The sequence below is a fragment of the Rhodopirellula sp. UBA1907 genome, from assembly GCF_002337565.1.
GTDB classification, from domain to species: Bacteria; Planctomycetota; Planctomycetia; order Pirellulales; family Pirellulaceae; genus Rhodopirellula; species Rhodopirellula europaea.
Genome location: NZ_DDGH01000001.1, coordinates 3,886 through 19,621 on the forward strand (window position 1 = coordinate 3,886; position 15,736 = coordinate 19,621).

The window sequence follows — 15,736 nt, forward strand, 5'->3', positions numbered from 1 at the left end:
CGTACGCCTGAACGGCGTCGCTCGACCTCTCCCCAAACTTTGTTTCGGGAGAGGTACGCCGTGTGTAGATCCGCCGAAAAGCGGCACTTCAAGACTGTACAACCTCCGTTTCGGGAGAGGTGCGCCATATGGAAATCTGCCGAAAAGCGGTGTCAGAAAATTGCACGACCTCAAGCGAGGCGAGTTAGCACAGTTCAAACGAAAACTAACGTAAACGGTTAGGGTCCATAACACTAAACACCTTGCAGTCCAGGCTTACCGGGCTGTTGATTTAATGAGACGTGCCGCGCTGGCGGCGGTCAATCAAGCGCCGACCGGGGCGAACGCCCAAACGGCTCACTTGGTTGTGCCCGATCATTTCTGCCGACCTGCTTAACCGTGTGCACTTTGACGAACATGTGATAACGGCGAGTTCGCTGAGCCAGAGGACATGGCACGGTTCCTGGTGGCGTTGTTGGTAGATGCGACCGACGAACTGATCGGGTCGAGCTGATCGGATCAAGGGAAGTTTTTGATTCCAACGATGCCGGTGATCGTTCGGATGTATTGCGGCACGCTGGGAAGTAGTCTTGGGCTCTGGGTGAGGTCTTGACCCTTTTTCAGGAGGGACAGTACGAGCATTGGGTGCGTCACGTAGCTTGGATTGTTGCAGAGTTGTTTGTCTCGGTTGCGGGGGCGATCGCGAAAAGTGGATGTGGTGTCGAGGCGTCAGTTCGCGTCCTGACTCGACTCGAGTTGATGTTCTGCGATCGGTGCGGCTCGCTACAATGGGTTGGGCTTCGCACCGGGGCCAGTTTGGCGGGCTATCACTTACACACTGATTCATGCATTCAAGGAATCCGCTATGAGCATCGAGACCAATCGACCTTCCCCTGTTGTCTCCAGCAATCGCGACGAAGTTGGGCCGCAGAAGCAGGCGTCACGTCGGGCTTGGATGGCAGGGGTGGCTGCTGCGGCGGGAGCGTCGGCGTGTTCCGGTCGAGTAGCTTTGGCTCAAGCTGACTCTGACAAAGAAAAAGCTGCTGCGTCGCGGAAGCCCAATCCGATCGCGGTGTCGACCTATTCGTACTGGCGGTATCGCGACGATAGCAAGCTTTCGATTGAGGAATGCGTCGACTTGGCCGCTGATGCGGGATTTGATGCGGTGGAGGTGTTGCATGTTCAGATGACCGACGAATCGAACGGTACGTTGCAACGGATCAAGCAGCGGGCCTTTCGTCGAGGCTTGAGTCTGTGTGGGATGTCGACTCACCAATCGTTTGTCTCGCCCGACCCGGCTGAACGTCAAAAGAACATCGATCACACGATCCACTGCATCGAGCTGGCGTATGCGATGGGGATTCCCACGATTCGAGTGAACACTGGTCGTTGGGGAACGTCGGGCAGCTTCGATGAATTGATGGCCAACAAGGGCATCGAGCCGACCTTGGAAGGGCACACCGACGAGGAAGGTTTCGGTTGGGTCCGGGAAGGATTTGAGAAGTGTCTGCCGGTCGCCGAGAAGTGTGGTGTGGTGATGGGGCTGGAGAATCATTGGGGGCTGGGGCGGACCGCGGACGGCGTTTTGCGGGTCATTGGAGAGGTCAATTCGCCGTGGTTGCGAGCAACTCTGGACACCGGCAATTTTCTAGAGAATCAGTACGATCAGTACCGGAAACTGGCTCCCGAAGCGGTGTTTGTTCAGGCCAAGACTTACTTTGGTGGGGGCACCTGGTACACGCTGGACATTGATTACGACCGGGTGGCAGAGATTCTGCGGGAGGTCGACTATCGTGGATACATCAGCTTGGAATTCGAAGGCAGCGAGGCTCACGAATCCGCCATTCCGAAGAGTCTGGCGATGTTGAGAGAGGCATTTCACTAATCGGTGGACATGGGATAAGAATGGGCCCAATTCGATGTCGAACCCACCGGCATCCCGTGTCGTAGCACCCGGGTATCACTGTATTTTTTGACCGAAACAGTGGTGATCGTTTCGCTTCGATTTTGTCTTCCTACGATTGGTTGGTTTCCAGTTATGTCCGCTGAAGTCCAGTTTTCAGGGGCCGCAGACGCTGCTGAGTTTCCCTACAAAGCGATCAACCGCGGCGCGATTGCGTCGCTGGTTTTCTTGGCGTTGTCGCTGCCCGGGTTGATGCCGACCTTCTCGCCGATGCTGATTCTGACGGTCCCTGGGATTTTGGCGGGCGTGATTGCATTGCGAGCGATCAGTCGATTCCCGGACGAATACAGCGGCGCGGGCGTCGCAAAAGTTGGTGTGGCAGGTTGTGCCGTGCTTTTTCTGGGCGGCCTTGTGTTTCACACGTACACGTATCTGACGGAAGTTCCTGAGGGGTATGAACGCGTGGCGTTTTACAAGCTGCAGTCGGAGCCCAATGGGCCTGATTTGCCCACGCCGGATGCCTTGAAAATTGATGGGGAAGACATTTTCCTGAAGGGGTACATCCACCCCAGCAGCGGCAGTGGCATGCTTCGCCAGTTCGTGTTGGTTCCCGACCTGGGCACGTGTTGTTTTGGCGGGGATCCTCGTAGTAGCGACATGATTGAGGTGACTTTGCCGCCAGGCGAATCGGTGCGAGCGGGGCTGACGAAACGTAAGTTGGCGGGCACGTTCAAGGTCAATCGTGTTCCACAGAGCAAAGATGACTTTGAAAACGCGATGTTCTACAAAATGCGGGTCGACCTGTACAAATAGCAGCACATCGATCGGCTGGATGCTGTGACGTGAATGATCGACTGAGCGTGAATGTTCGACTGATTTGGCACGATCACGTCGGATTGCGTTTTGATGTTGTGGGCCCCACGTCCGACATTGGTACGATGGGTGCATCGCGTTGCAGACGACCGGCACAGCAATTTTCTTCCACGAACGATGGATGCTCGTCAGATGAAACTGAATTCTCGAATTCCTTCGATGGCGATGGCTGGATGCCTGGCCGTTGGAACGATGCTTCCCACCCTGTGCGTCGCGGATGACTCTCGGACGCAGAAGGAGCGTACCGCGACGGCTCGATCAATCATCGAGCAGCGTCGAGCGGCGATGCGAGGTGAGGCCGCTGGGCGTGAAAAGGTCGAGGTCCGTAAAAGCAGCCAAGCGGATTTGGCCAAGGGAGATATCACGTTTGATGATTTGACGTTTGATATCGAAAAAGGTGAGGTCTTCGACGAGGAGAAGCTGACCAAAGAGCTGAAGTTCTTGAATGGCCGCAACGTGCGTCTGCGAGGGTATATGTTGCCAAGCACGTTGTACAAAGAAACCGATATCGACAAATTCGTTTTGGTGCGAGACAACCAGGAGTGCTGTTTCGGGCCCGGTGCGGCGCTGTTTGATTGCGTGATGATTGAGATGCAACCGGGACGGACGACGGATTTTGTGCCGCGACCCATCATGGTGGAAGGCAAGTTCGTCTTGGATACTGAGAAGTATCGATACCCCGGCGGCAAGGGCCCCGATGGGGCATCTCACATGGCCGTGTTTCGAATTGAGGGACTTCGCGTCCGATGATCAACCAAGACCGCTTGCTGCAACGTTTTCTCCGCTACGTTCGAATCAACACCGCCGCTGACCCGCAGTCTCAAGCCTACCCCAGCACTGAAAGCCAACGCGAATTGGGGAAGATGTTGGCGGATGAGTTGACTCAGATGGGACTGACCGATGTGGTTTTGGATGAGCATGCGGTTGTGACAGCAACCGTCCCATCAACCATCGATGGCACCGCACCGACGGTGGCTTTGGTGGCTCACATGGACACGTCACCGGAAGCACCCAGCGAGTCGGTCGATCCTCAAGTCGTTCAGTCGTACAGCGGCGGGGACATATCGCTTCCCAGTGGCAACGCGATCACCGTCGCTGGATGTCCCGATCTGGAAAAGATGATCGGGCACACTCTGGTCACCACCGATGGATCGACGTTGTTGGGCGGTGATGACAAAGCCGGTGTTGCGATCATCATGGAACTCGCCGAGGCATTGGTAGAGAATCCTCATGTGCCACACGGTCCGGTTCGCGTCGTGATGACTTGCGACGAGGAGATCGGACGCGGCACGGACAAGCTGGATCTGCAAAAGCTCGATGCAACGGTGGCGTACACCGTCGACGGTGGCGGGCAAGGCATCATTGATGTTGAGACGTTTTCGGCTGACGCGATGACGTTGATCTTTCGCGGGCACAACATCCACCCGGCGATCGCGAAGGACCGAATGGTCAATTCGTTGCGGGCGGCGTCCGATTTTGCCGCTTCGTTGCCCCGAGATTCCGAGACTCCTGAAACCACCGACGGTCGAGATGGTTTCATCCATCTACATGACATTGTCGGCGGCGTGGGGCAGACTCGCGTGGAGCTGATCCTGCGATCCTTTGATAGCGAACAGTTGTCGGTTTACGCGGACAAAGTTCGCAAGCTGGCCGAGGAAGCCACCGCGGCATGGCCGGGAATGCAATTGGAGTGTGAGGTTCGACGTCAGTATCGAAATCTGGCTGATGGGTTGGCGAAGCTGCCCGAGTCAGTCTCGTTGGCCGAACAGGCGTTCGAGAATTTAGGGCTGCCTTGTCAAACGGCGATTGTTCGAGGCGGAACCGATGGCAGTCAATTGACCGAGAAGGGATTGCCGACACCGAACTTGTCCAGCGGTCAACACAATATCCACAGCGTCCTTGAATTTGCGAGTCTAGATGAGATGGTCATCTCCGCGAATCATTTGGTTGAGTTGTTGAAGCTGTGGAGCGAGAAGCGAGTTTGAGTCTGTCGGTTCAATGCCCAGATTCAATGAGCTTTGAGGAACTCGATCGTCCAATCCTGCACTTCGGGTTCTTCCATCAGGAATGAGTGCAGCACGGGCACTTGGTGAACCGTTTCCGCTTCGTCCAGTTGGGCTTCTTCGAGGCTGACGACGAAGTCCCCATCGCCATCGACCAAGGGATTCGCGATCGGTGTCGCGACCTTTCCCGCAACGATTGCGAAGGGAAACGGTGGTGTGGCCAAGTGCGATTCCACATCTGACCAACGTGTGCCCAATTCCATCGCACCGGGGCCAGCAACCAAACCAAACACGCCGGTGGGAGCGAGTCGCCGCGCGATCGCGGCACCTTGGTTGGGTGGGCCGAGCATGACCATTGATTTCAATCGCGGCAGCAGGTTTCTGGGATCGCCATCGGCCTGCAGATCACCGATCAAATGCCGAGTGATGATGTTGCCCATGCTGTGACCGACGAATGCGAACTCAGCTTCCGGCGATTGATTCTCGAGGACTTCACGGAGTGCTGCGGCTGATTCAGCCAGAGAGCCGCGTGTGCTCGCGTATCCAAACCGAATGGTTTGTTCGTAGCCTTCGGCGTGAAGTTTGGTTTCCAACGACTTCATGCAATTGTCCGTTCGCATCAAACCGTGTAGCAGGACAACAACCGGCCGATCGCATGGCGAGGCGATTTCAGGTTGCAGTTTGTCGAGTGCTTCGTCGACGTCTTCACGACTGCCCCACGCTCGTCGAACGTTGTTGGGATCAAGCAGACGCCAGTGCTTGGTCACCGCGTTTTGCTGGATGCGGTAGCCAGCCCGGTAATCGTGATCGGTCCACAATTGAGCCCCGCCGAGCGTGGGCAGGGGAACGTTGATGTTCTGAGCCATGGTCGTGTTCTCGGAAGTTCCCCACCAGGTATGAATGCCCCAACCGGGAGCCAGTGTAACGGCGGCGATCAAAGCAAATCGCCGGATGGCTTTGAAACGACGGCCGTTCATTCGAAAGAAATTCATGTGTCGACGCTGCATCGAGGCGAGGTGTTTGGCGAGTGCTCCGGACCGAGGAGCTATTTAACCAGAGACCACGGCCGAAACATTCTGCGCGAAAAACGGAGGATCGACAGGCTTTCTTTTGCGAATCACATCGCCAACAAGGATCGAGTCCATTGAAGGCACAGGTCACGGTTGAGTGTGGAGGTGGTTTGCAGCGGGCAGCCAATTCGGCGAAGTGTTTCGGCCCAAAACGGTAGCTCCGAATCGGGAGGGCTCGGGATCAGGACCCGAAGAAGCCGCGGCGGTCCGTCCTTTCGTAGGCGAACGGCAGGCGGTTCGGTCTCATTCGAGATCGCAACGCCAGAGAAAACGTTCACGGTCGAGAGAGATGCACCGAGAGCCATCGAATCAGCAGGGTTGGCTTTCTCATCCATCATGAAGGCACCTCCGCCAATCAGGGCGACCGCGGACGGCGATGCACCGGATTGCTTCAGCGATGCGGCTGTGAGTTTGCTGATTGAATCCACTTCGTTGGGACGCCATTGATCGTCGCCATCGCTGCAGATCACACAAACGGCGACGTGATGCTGGCGAGCAAGGTCTTTCCAAGGGCCCAGGATCACGGATGGATCACGGTCTTTGGGTGGAGCCAGAACGATTGCCAAAGCGAGCGGAATCGTCGGTGCTTCATTCGGGGGTGCATCGACGGTGGGTTCTGGTTTGGGGAACCAGATTGCCGCCGCGTTGGTGATGTCAGGCAATTGCAGTGTTTCAACGTTCCAGTCATCGGCCGGCAATGGTTCGGATGTCTCGAAAGCTGCGATGCGGTCCAGGGAACCATCTAGCGTCAGAGGATCGACCGAGACCACCTGTTCATTGCCGTCGCGTTTGATCATCAACTCGATTGGAACATCGGGGTCGGATGCCCAAAGACGTTGTCGCATTGCGTTGGAGTCTAGGATCGGCGAACCGTCGAGCTGAATCAAACGATCGTTGACCTTTAGCTTGCCGTCAGCGGGAGACTTGTTCCAAACATGTTGAACGATGACTGCAGTCGACGAGCTCGATTCTGCATCCGTGTCTTCCTCTTCGGTTTGTTCGATCACTTCATCCGCTGTGATCAAGCCGATGAACTGTGGTTGAAGCGGTGGGATTGTTGCAATCATCGTCGCGGCGGAAGTCATGCGTTTTCCGTCTCGCTCGTACTCGATTTCGACTTCGTCTCCTGCGTCGTATTGCCCGAGTGCAAGTTTGATTTCTTGTCGTCGGGTGACGCTTTGGCCGCCGATTGATTTCAGTTGGTCGCCGACTTTCAGTCCGGCTTTGTCGGCGGGCGATCGTTTGCGGACGACACTCAGTTCGGTTCCTTCGGCATATGGGTCGCTGCCCGCGACAACGAAGCCGAGCAAGCCTTGTTGGATGTTTTCACCACGACGCAATTGGTCCAGCTTTTGGGCGATGATCGAGCTGGGGACTGCGAAAGCAATTCCGGAGTCGTACCAAGCGGTTGGGTCTTCTGCGCCGCCCTCGCCGACTGCGGGAATGACGACACCGCGAAAACGACCTTTGAGATCGACCAAGGGACCGCCATAGAAGGCCGGTGATATTCGGGCATCGGTTTGGATCGCGGTGCCATCAAGTCGACCGACTGCGGAAAGGATTCCCGTGCTCACCATCGGCGTGTTGTTTTCACCGTAACGAGCGACGGCAACCATTGTTCCCCCGACTTGATCGTTGGCTGAATCGCTTGTTGGAAAAGGGATCGGTTGCCATGTTTCATCGGGAGAGGACACCTTCAGCAACACAAGGTCTCGGTGCTCGTCTTTCGCGACGACTGTGGCCGGGTAACGCTTGCCACTTGGAGCGTTGACGATGATGCTAGCGGAGTCACCGCCCGTCACCCACGACGACGTCAGGACATGGCCCTGCTCGTCGATCACCACGCCCGACGTTGGTGCATCTTGCCGGACTTCGCCGTTGGCTTGCATGACACCGATGACTTCGATGGTCACGACGGAGGGCAGCGTGTCCTCGGCAACATGCCGCACGGCTTTTGCCAGAATGCTTTGGTATCGCGCGGGCGTTGGGTCATCGGCGTGTACGGATGTCGTCGTGCAAAACAGTAGGACAACCGCGAGCAGCATTTTACAGGGATTGGATATGCGATTCACGTGGGAGCTGCGCTGCAGGTGTGCCGGGAAATATTTGCGAATCATGGACGTAATACCAAGTCAAGAATTTCGTTGTCTCGCTGAACCACCAAGGCGACTTGGTCGCGGCGGTCGATTCGCCTTAACAGATCACGAAGAGCACGCTGGTGCGAAACACGGCGACCATTGGCGAGGACAATTAAATCGTCCGGTCGAAGGTCCACGCGAGCGGCGGGGGAATCTTTCTGAACGAAGTCGATGTAGGCGGGAGTGTTTTCGAGAACGTCTGGGATCAATCCAATGCCCAAGCCAATCGGCGAGTGAGATTTTTCGCGAGGAAGAACCGGATTGGATTCATCAGGAAGCGTTGTTTTGCGACCCGCGATGATGTCGCCGATCGGTTGACGAAGAACGCCAGCTGGAATGGCGTAGTTTAGCCAAACGCCGGTCTTTCGATCTCGAAGTTCTTTTCCAAGCATGCCGAGGAATTGGCCTTCGGGATCGACCAATGCTCCGCCAGCCGCACCGGGGTTGTTGGCGACCAAGTCGAGAAGCAATACCTCGCCGCGATAAGGTGTTTGAAAGGTTCCGCGACGAGCGTCGAGTTTGGTTTTCGCCGCGACTCGGCCCTGCATCACACTGGCGGGTTCGTTCCCCGTTGCGATGCCAAACAAATTGCTGACCGCGAGGACCGGATCGCCCCAGGAAACGTCGTCGGATTCTGGAATGGGAAAGAAGGAAAGGTCATCCGCTTCGATCTTCAACACCGCCAACTCAAGTGCCGGTTCAAAGCCCACAATCTTCGATTCGAATCGTCGGCCATCGTGGAGAATGACGACCGGATCCACGTCTAGGACATAGCTCCATGCTGTTGCGATGTGACCCGCTGGGGAAACCAGGAAGCCGCTTTGATAAGCCTCCAGTCCGGACAACCCGCCGGCACCATAGACCTTGACCATCTTTGATTGGACTTGGTCGGAAGGGCGAGCCATCGAAGGCTGGGCCCACAACTTTTCCGGCGTAAGAAATGCGACCAACGACCCAGTGATGCATCCCAGTAGAAGACGCAGCAACCACGCGGGGCTCGTGGCGGCATGACGTGAGCCCGTGGTGACTCGCGAAAGCTTTGAAACGCAACTCATGATGCATCTCCATCGACTGGAACCTGAGGTAGGTTGGCTGGTCCGGCCGACCAATCAGTGATTTGCAAATTCAAAACGGTGGTCAGTCCATAGCGGAGCTGCATGGTCGATGGCAGTGCGTCGGCTTCTGCATCGAACCAGAGTTCAGCGGGGTCGGTGTCGTTGCCAGCGATGGATTCAATCACTTCCAAACGTTCGGATTGTGGATGATGCAAGAATCGAGTTTCCAGATCGGAATGGATGCCAACGACGGTGTCGCGAAGAGGTCGCTGCCCGGATAGCGGCATGGTGCCCCAGTAGTAAGTGTCGCCGAATTGTTTGGGGCCGAGCGTCAGCATGCGTTGCAGAGCGTTCAAGCATGCCAGGATACCCGCGTCGCGTTGTTCGTCGACGACTTGCAGCAGTTCGTCTCCACGTGAGAGTTGCTGAACGTCGTCGCCAATTTTCAGTTTGAATTGGCCGTCGCCAATCGTGATCTGAAAATCGCTGGCTTCTTGGCCATCGACGACGGGAATGGTTTTGCCACGGATCTGCCAAACGGAATCATTTGCTTCGACGTCTTTGAATTGTCGGCGAAGTCGCTCGATGAATTTCGATTGGTGCAGTTCGTTGTAGTAGTAGTTGGCATAGCCTTCACGGATCTTGATCTGCTTGGCGGCCACCACTGGAATCGGTTCGCCCGCCGCATCCTTCATCACTGGTTTCGCATCGTCCGGTTTGGGTTTGTCCGTGCCGTCCGGGGATGTCTCATCGTTCGATTCTGAATCGTCAGGGGCGTCTCCTTCGGGATCAGACGGAGCGGGTGGCTTTGGCGGAGCGGGGGGAGGTGGTGGCAACGCCGACTTCATCTTCTCAAGCAATTCCGATCCGCGGTGAACGCTGGCCAAACGAACCAGAGTTTCTACGCTCGTTCCCTCTTGCCGATACGTGATCGGGATTCGCCATGACGCCGGGAACGTAGCAAGAATGTTTTGAACATCGTTGGCAGTTTGGATGACTTGCCCGTCGATCTCGAGAATCTCGTCCCCGTAACGCAGACCGCGTCGGTAAGCATCGCTGGAGCTGAGGATGTTGGTGACTCGGACACTGCCGTCTTCGTCCGTGCCAACAGTGGCCCCGAGAGTGGCATGGTCGACGATGCGACCGCTGTGCAAACACCCCAGGAAATTTTGTGCTTGGTCGCCCGAGATCGCGTAACCAACACCCACGTTGACGCGTCCTCGTTTTTCAAACGAAGCCCGCCCGATGATCCCGATCAAGTCGCCGTCGTTGTCATACAACGGACCACCGGAATTGCCGGGGTTGATGGAAGCATCGGTTTGAAAGCAGTTGCCGTATTCGAGTAACGTGCCAGAAGGATACTGATAGCGACGCACACCGCTGATGATTCCAGCGGTGACGGTTGGTTGCAGATTCGTCGCGAGCAAGAATGGATTGCCGATCGCGAAGCACCAGTCACCGACTTGGACAGAGCGGCTCGGGACGAACTCAGCCGTTGTGAAATCGTCGCGGCCCAACAACTGAATGAGTGCCAAGTCGCCGACCGGATCGATACCGACAACCACCGCGTCATACAGTTTGCCATCGCTGAGACCGCATCGCATGTACGTGCCCGCGGGACTGCTGACGTGAAAGTTGGTCAACGCATAGCCATCGGGAGTGATCAAGACGCCGCTTCCGCCTCCTCCGCCGCCAGGAACAAACACCATGACCGTGGAAGGTGTGGCCTTTGCGATGCCGGCAACGCGAGCGGACTCAAACTGCTCAATCCACTTTTGTTCGTCAGGCAGAAGTGAAGACTCTTCGGCATGAAGAGTGGCCGTCAACGAAGTCGCTGATGCAACAAGAGCAAGCGTCAAACAACCGATTCGCACCATGGCGGAATCGAGGCATCGAGATGGCATAGCGAATCGTTCTTCTCAGTGTGGAGACGTCGTTGCAAAGATCATCTGAGCAGCGCCGGACCGACGCATGACTCTATTTTAACAAGCGGGCACCCAGCCACTCGATCCGATGCCCCAAAGCGTTGTTGATTGTCGGCAATGTCTCGGATGCGTCCGACCCGGGTTGGGTGCTTCGAAGCGTGAGCCGCCGTGCGTCTTCGATTGGCAAGATCAAGCCGTGTGGTTTGCGGTCTTTGATTTCGAGCGTCCAAGCGACGCGATCGTCCAACAACACCGAAACCGTCAGCGGTGCGAACTGGTCCACTTCCGATGCGACTCGGACGGCGGCGACCAATTTCTGATATCCCTCGGGGATACGGATGACATGATCGGAAGACAGAACCGTTGTCAAATTCTTGGTGTCGGTTTCGGTCGCGAACCAAGTGGAGGCGAGGTCGTCTCCAAGCAGTGCTTTGAGTGAATCCGATTGACGCTGTTCAGCAATTTCTGCGTCGGACAGATAGAGGATGCCACCGGAGAACTGGATCTCCAACAACTCTTTGACTGGAATGGAGTGCGTGATGTCGTTGCCAAGATCGAGTTGAATCGAACGGTCGGTGGCATTCCAGTTGACTTGATCGGCCATCCAGTTCGAACCACGTTGGTCGCGGACTCGAATGGGCTTTTCCGTTTCGCGGTCGCTGGTCGTGGAGAAGATCACGCCCTCCAGTTTCTTCAGGGGGGCGTCAACGATGTTTCCACTGAGGTCGAACGAAACGGAGTCTCGATTGATTTCTAAGATCGTCCCTTCGATCGGATCCAACACATCTCCTTCGCGTCGAATGACCAAACGGTCGCGGCGTTGCGGTTCTTCGACCAAAGCGAGCCAGTCAGTATCTGTCGCGGCGGAAGGAGCTCGGAACCGAACTGATTGAACGGACCGAATGGACACGGTGAATGGCGGTTGGCCGATTGAGCGGACCAGCAGCTTCTCGTCTTCCATGGACGTCGCGGCCGATGCCACTTCGGAGCCGCCACGAAGAACAACGCGAGTCGGTGGGTTTGTCTTTTCCGATCCATCGAACTTGATCCGTGCAATCTCGGTCAGATCCCACTGCTTGGATTCACCGCCCGCCAAAATCGCGGAAAGGGATGAACCCGTCAGGTTGCTGAGCTGTCCCGTTTCTGTATCTCCGTCGATGGTCTCGAATTGAATTTTCGGTCCCAGATCAGCCTCGCCGGAGGTGTCCTGTCCGGATGCTTTCGTTCCTGAAAAGGCAACGATAAAAGTCGCGAAAAGAGCGATGATGGGCGTCTGGCTGCGGGACGAGCGTGTCATAGGAACCGGCTTGAGCGTGAAAATCCATTCGTCGAAGCATCGTTTTGAGGTCCCCTACAGGATAACCGTCTTGCCGGTTGCGAAGCAGGGGAAAGCCATACTTTCGAGGTCGGTTAGTGTTCGTTCGTACAGTGTTTTGGGGCGATTTAGGGCGTTCGTCTTCACGCAGTCTTCCTCAATTTAGATCCTTGCCCGAACCCGTCGGCGGCGCTACCATGGTTGCAGCTTGAGCATCTATATGAAGCTTTCGTGAAATGAGTTTGCGTTGTTAAGGGTTTGTGGATATTATTCCCCCTGTCAAACGGATTTAACCAGCCGAGTGGCTGGAAGTAGAAAGGTTAATCATGTCCATTCGATTCAATCAATCTTGCCCCACCTGCGGGCGGCGAATCGACATCCGCGCATCGTTACTCGGATGTACCGTTGCATGCCAGCACTGTGGTGCTGAATTCATCGCATGTATCAGCGATACGGCTCAGACGCCTGAACTGTCTGACGAATTGCTCGATCGTGTCGAGGCGGCGCTTCGTCGCGCGGAGTCAGCGGCACAGAAGAGCGGTTTGACCGCACCGTCGATCGCCTCTCCGTCTGGTCCAAACTGATTGCTTGCTCATGTCATGTTCGGACAGAGACAAGTGGCAATCATTTGTTGCCAGAAGATAAGACGATTCGCATTGCTGACGAAATCAATGAATGGTGGTCGCAGTTCGAACACTTGATTTGCCGAGCGATCCGCGGATGGGGCATAGGCACGAGAGCTTCACCGTTTTGGCCTGACGGACTGCAACTTTTGTGTTGGTGACTCGGCGACGAGTCAGCGAGTTGGTGCCGGTTTGGTGGGCGCAGCTTGGGGTGACGCATGTGACTGCATTGCCGTTGGAATTTTGCCTTGAGCCGTGTCCAAGACGTTTTCCAGTTCATCTTCGACAGGTTCCGCCTCCGCGGGGGCGGATGAGTCGTTCGCCAGCTCTTCCTCCGGGTCGAACTCCGGCTCAAGATGTTTCGGCTCGACCGTCGATTGAACTTGTACCGCCTTTTTGCCTTTGTAGGCACCCGCAACGGCGGCGAATTTGTGAACGTCCTGAACGGACAATTCCAAAGCGGAGCTGGCGGCTTGTTCGGTTGTGATAATGTCGCCAACACTCAGGTCTAACAGATCGCTGGTACGGATCTTTGATCGTGCCAAAGTTACCACCACATCCACCGGAGCTGCGTCGATGCTGCCGGCGATTTTGCGTCGAGATTGTGGTGTTGGGTTTGTTTTTCCGTAGCCCACCCATCCGTTACGAGACAGTTTGGCGTTGTATTTCTCGATTGAATTGAAGGGGATGCACAAGTTCATCATCCCTCGGTTTTTACCAAGCAGGACTTCGAAACCAACCAGGATCGCGACTTCATTGGGAGGAACGATTTGGGCGAGCTGGGGGTTGCTTTCCGTCGTATGGATCGTCGGTTCTAGCTGAATGACGTTTTCCCAGGCGGGCACGATTTGTTCGAGGAACAGATCGACAACGCGACACATCAACCGGGTTTCGATTTCGGTCAGTGGACGGCGGATCGTTTCACCAGGGACCGGGTCGCCGCCGAGCATTCGATCGATGATTGCATATGCTAATCCGGGTGCGATATCGAGCACCCAGTGGCCTTCCAGCGGCAACGGCTTGATGACATTGAAGCAGCTTGGGTTGTCGAGGCTGAAGACAAACTCGCTGTAGGTGAGTTGGTCCACGCTCAGCAGTTTGACCTCGATCATCGTCCGCAGCAGACCGGAAATCGATGCACCGAAATTTCGGGCAATGGACTCGTGCAGCGAATGCATCGCCCGCATCTGGTCTTTGCCCACGCGTTCTGGGCGTTTGAAATCGTAGGCCGTCACACGGGCACCGGCCGGTACACCTGGCGAATAGGGCTTGGAATCCGCTGGATGAGCCGCACCGACGACGGGGGCGGAACCGCCAACGGTCGAGCCTTCGGCGTCTTTGGAATCGGCAGAGTCTTTGGGCTCGGTCGGTGCGCCGGTACCTTCCTCGTCCAAATCGGCCGTTTCCATGGCCTTCAGAAGATTCTCGACTTGATTTTGACTCAGTGATTCGTTGGACATCGTGTCCTCAGCCTCTTATGTGACCGTTCCCACGTACGATGTACTTGTAGCTGGTCAGTTCCCGCAACCCGCATGGCCCTCTTGCGTGAAACTTATCCGTGGAAATTCCAATTTCGGCACCCAAACCGAACATTCCACCGTCATTGAAGCGAGTGCTGGCGTTCACCATCACTGCGGAACTATCCACCAAAGCGGTGAACTGCTCGGATGCGGCGATGCTGCTGGTGACAATGGCGTCGGTGTGACCTGATCCATAGTGATTGATGTGGTCCGCGGCAGCGTCCAATGAGTCCACGACGGCGATGCTGATCTGCGGACCCAGGAATTCAGCAGCAAAGTCAGCGTCCGAGGCGGGAACGCCATCAGGAACGTAGGCTGCTGCACGTTTGTCGACCCGCATTTCAACGCCGCGGCTGGACAAGCGTTTCGCGATCGCTGGGAGTGCTTCGGCGGCGATCGATTGGTGAATCAGCAGCGATTCGCAGGCGTTGCAGACACCCATTCGCTGACATTTCGCGTTTTCAATGATATCGACTGCCATTTCGATATCGGCGGACTCATCCACGTAGACGTGGCAATTGCCGTCGTAATGCTTGATAACCGGCATGGTCGCTTCTGCGGCGACCCGGCGAATTAGGTTTTCGCCACCGCGTGGGATCGTGACATCAATGTGGTCGGCTTGCTTTAGGAAGTGCCCCACCGCGGCACGGTCGGTTGTTCCGACCAACTGGACCGCATCCTCGGGAATCCCGACGCGACGGCCGACTTCGTGAAGAACTTCGATGATCGCTCGGCTGCTGTGAGCGGCCTCTTTGCCACCTCGCAAAATCACCGCATTGCCGCTTTTGACGCAGATTCCGGCTGCATCGGCGGTCACGTTGGGGCGACTTTCGTAGATGAAGAAGACGACGCCCAGGGGCACGCGACGCTTTTCGATTCGCATTCCGCCTGGTCGTGCGAAACCATCGAGGACTTCGCCGATGGGATCGTTCAACGAGGCGATTTCTCGCAAACCCGTGGCGATTCCGGCGATTCGAGCTTCGTCCAGACGCAGACGATCGATACCCGCTTCGGTCAGGCCGTACTTTGGCGCGTTCTCCAAATCCAGTTGGTTGGCCGCAATGATTGCGTCGGATGCGTCGATCAAGGCGTCCGCGGATTCGATGAGCCATTGATCCTTGACGTTGGTGTCCAGAGTCCCCAGTAAACGAGATGCGGCTTTGGCACGACGGGCGATATCAACGCACTGGGCGGCAAGGTCGTCGGATTGGAGAGCGTCGGTTTGTGTGTCGGTCGTGGAAGCGGTCGACATGGGAACCTATGAGTTCAGGTGGCGATCAAAAGAATCGTGATACGAAAACCGGCTGAGATCGGGGAAACCCCAACCTCAGC

Annotated in this window: 12 protein-coding genes; 5 read left to right on the top strand and 7 right to left on the bottom strand. The window is 56.2% G+C overall.

Annotated elements, in window-relative coordinates:
- Nucleotides 1–844 precede the first annotated feature (844 nt).
- From B2R17_RS00025 to pepT, 4 genes are all read left to right on the top strand, one after another.
- Nucleotides 845–1,864: a sugar phosphate isomerase/epimerase family protein gene (locus tag B2R17_RS00025; protein ID WP_008663173.1), complete on the top strand. Its 1,020-nt coding sequence runs from the start codon at nt 845–847 to the stop codon at nt 1,862–1,864.
- Between the two features lie 153 nt (nt 1,865–2,017).
- Complete coding sequence (locus B2R17_RS00030; RefSeq protein WP_037249507.1) at nt 2,018–2,695, top strand: DUF4190 domain-containing protein; 678 nt, start codon at nt 2,018–2,020, stop codon at nt 2,693–2,695.
- Nucleotides 2,696–2,872: 177 nt separating this feature from the next.
- Nucleotides 2,873–3,505, top strand: coding sequence for a DUF3299 domain-containing protein (locus B2R17_RS00035; protein WP_339887704.1), 633 nt, complete (start codon nt 2,873–2,875; stop codon nt 3,503–3,505).
- The gene (pepT, locus tag B2R17_RS00040) at nt 3,502–4,740 is read left to right on the top strand and encodes a peptidase T (protein WP_286762337.1); all 1,239 of its coding nucleotides are present in this window, start codon (nt 3,502–3,504) and stop codon (nt 4,738–4,740) included. The genes B2R17_RS00035 and pepT overlap by 4 nt, the downstream gene beginning before the upstream one ends.
- A gap of 23 nt (nt 4,741–4,763) precedes the next feature.
- On the opposite strand, the gene B2R17_RS00045 is transcribed toward pepT, so the two are convergent.
- The 5 genes from B2R17_RS00045 to B2R17_RS00065 form a co-directional block, all read right to left on the bottom strand.
- Nucleotides 4,764–5,750, bottom strand: a complete 987-nt coding sequence (locus B2R17_RS00045; RefSeq protein WP_286762338.1) for a lipase — start codon at nt 5,748–5,750, stop codon at nt 4,764–4,766.
- 125 nt (nt 5,751–5,875) lie between these two features.
- Nucleotides 5,876–7,945: a trypsin-like peptidase domain-containing protein gene (locus tag B2R17_RS00050; RefSeq protein ID WP_414707191.1), complete on the bottom strand. Its 2,070-nt coding sequence runs from the start codon at nt 7,943–7,945 to the stop codon at nt 5,876–5,878.
- Entirely contained in the window at nt 7,942–9,021 is a 1,080-nt protein-coding gene (locus B2R17_RS00055) for a S1C family serine protease (protein ID WP_286762340.1), read from the bottom strand. The genes B2R17_RS00050 and B2R17_RS00055 overlap by 4 nt, the downstream gene beginning before the upstream one ends.
- Nucleotides 9,018–10,898 carry a S1C family serine protease gene (locus B2R17_RS00060; protein ID WP_286762363.1) on the bottom strand — a complete coding sequence of 627 codons (1,881 nt, stop codon included), beginning with the start codon at nt 10,896–10,898 and terminating at the stop codon, nt 9,018–9,020. Before B2R17_RS00060 ends, B2R17_RS00055 begins: the two co-directional genes overlap by 4 nt.
- Before the next feature lie 100 nt (nt 10,899–10,998).
- Nucleotides 10,999–12,243 (bottom strand): hypothetical protein, encoded by a 1,245-nt coding sequence (locus B2R17_RS00065; RefSeq protein WP_286762341.1) that lies wholly within the window; start codon nt 12,241–12,243, stop codon nt 10,999–11,001.
- Nucleotides 12,244–12,587: 344 nt separating this feature from the next.
- Here B2R17_RS00065 and B2R17_RS00070 point away from each other — a divergent pair, with 344 nt between their 5' ends.
- Nucleotides 12,588–12,845, top strand: a complete 258-nt coding sequence (locus B2R17_RS00070; protein ID WP_008660439.1) for a hypothetical protein — start codon at nt 12,588–12,590, stop codon at nt 12,843–12,845.
- Between the two features lie 212 nt (nt 12,846–13,057).
- Here B2R17_RS00070 and fliM read toward each other — a convergent pair whose 3' ends face one another.
- Both fliM and B2R17_RS00080 read right to left on the bottom strand, forming a co-directional pair.
- Nucleotides 13,058–14,344, bottom strand: coding sequence for a flagellar motor switch protein FliM (gene fliM / locus B2R17_RS00075; RefSeq protein ID WP_286762342.1), 1,287 nt, complete (start codon nt 14,342–14,344; stop codon nt 13,058–13,060).
- Between the two features lie 7 nt (nt 14,345–14,351).
- Nucleotides 14,352–15,656, bottom strand: a complete 1,305-nt coding sequence (locus B2R17_RS00080) for a glutamate-5-semialdehyde dehydrogenase (RefSeq protein ID WP_008660441.1) — start codon at nt 15,654–15,656, stop codon at nt 14,352–14,354.
- Nucleotides 15,657–15,736 lie beyond the last annotated feature (80 nt).

Coding starts and splice junctions, on each gene's coding strand:
- B2R17_RS00025 (WP_008663173.1), top strand. CDS start 845: ATGAGCATCGAGACCAATCGACCTTCCCCTGTTGTCTCCAGCAATCGC.
- B2R17_RS00030 (WP_037249507.1), top strand. CDS start 2,018: ATGTCCGCTGAAGTCCAGTTTTCAGGGGCCGCAGACGCTGCTGAGTTT.
- B2R17_RS00035 (WP_339887704.1), top strand. CDS start 2,873: ATGGATGCTCGTCAGATGAAACTGAATTCTCGAATTCCTTCGATGGCG.
- pepT (WP_286762337.1), top strand. CDS start 3,502: ATGATCAACCAAGACCGCTTGCTGCAACGTTTTCTCCGCTACGTTCGA.
- B2R17_RS00045 (WP_286762338.1), bottom strand. CDS start 5,750: ATGAATTTCTTTCGAATGAACGGCCGTCGTTTCAAAGCCATCCGGCGA.
- B2R17_RS00050 (WP_414707191.1), bottom strand. CDS start 7,945: ATGATTCGCAAATATTTCCCGGCACACCTGCAGCGCAGCTCCCACGTG.
- B2R17_RS00055 (WP_286762340.1), bottom strand. CDS start 9,021: ATGAGTTGCGTTTCAAAGCTTTCGCGAGTCACCACGGGCTCACGTCAT.
- B2R17_RS00060 (WP_286762363.1), bottom strand. CDS start 10,898: ATGGTGCGAATCGGTTGTTTGACGCTTGCTCTTGTTGCATCAGCGACT.
- B2R17_RS00065 (WP_286762341.1), bottom strand. CDS start 12,243: ATGACACGCTCGTCCCGCAGCCAGACGCCCATCATCGCTCTTTTCGCG.
- B2R17_RS00070 (WP_008660439.1), top strand. CDS start 12,588: ATGTCCATTCGATTCAATCAATCTTGCCCCACCTGCGGGCGGCGAATC.
- fliM (WP_286762342.1), bottom strand. CDS start 14,344: ATGTCCAACGAATCACTGAGTCAAAATCAAGTCGAGAATCTTCTGAAG.
- B2R17_RS00080 (WP_008660441.1), bottom strand. CDS start 15,656: ATGTCGACCGCTTCCACGACCGACACACAAACCGACGCTCTCCAATCC.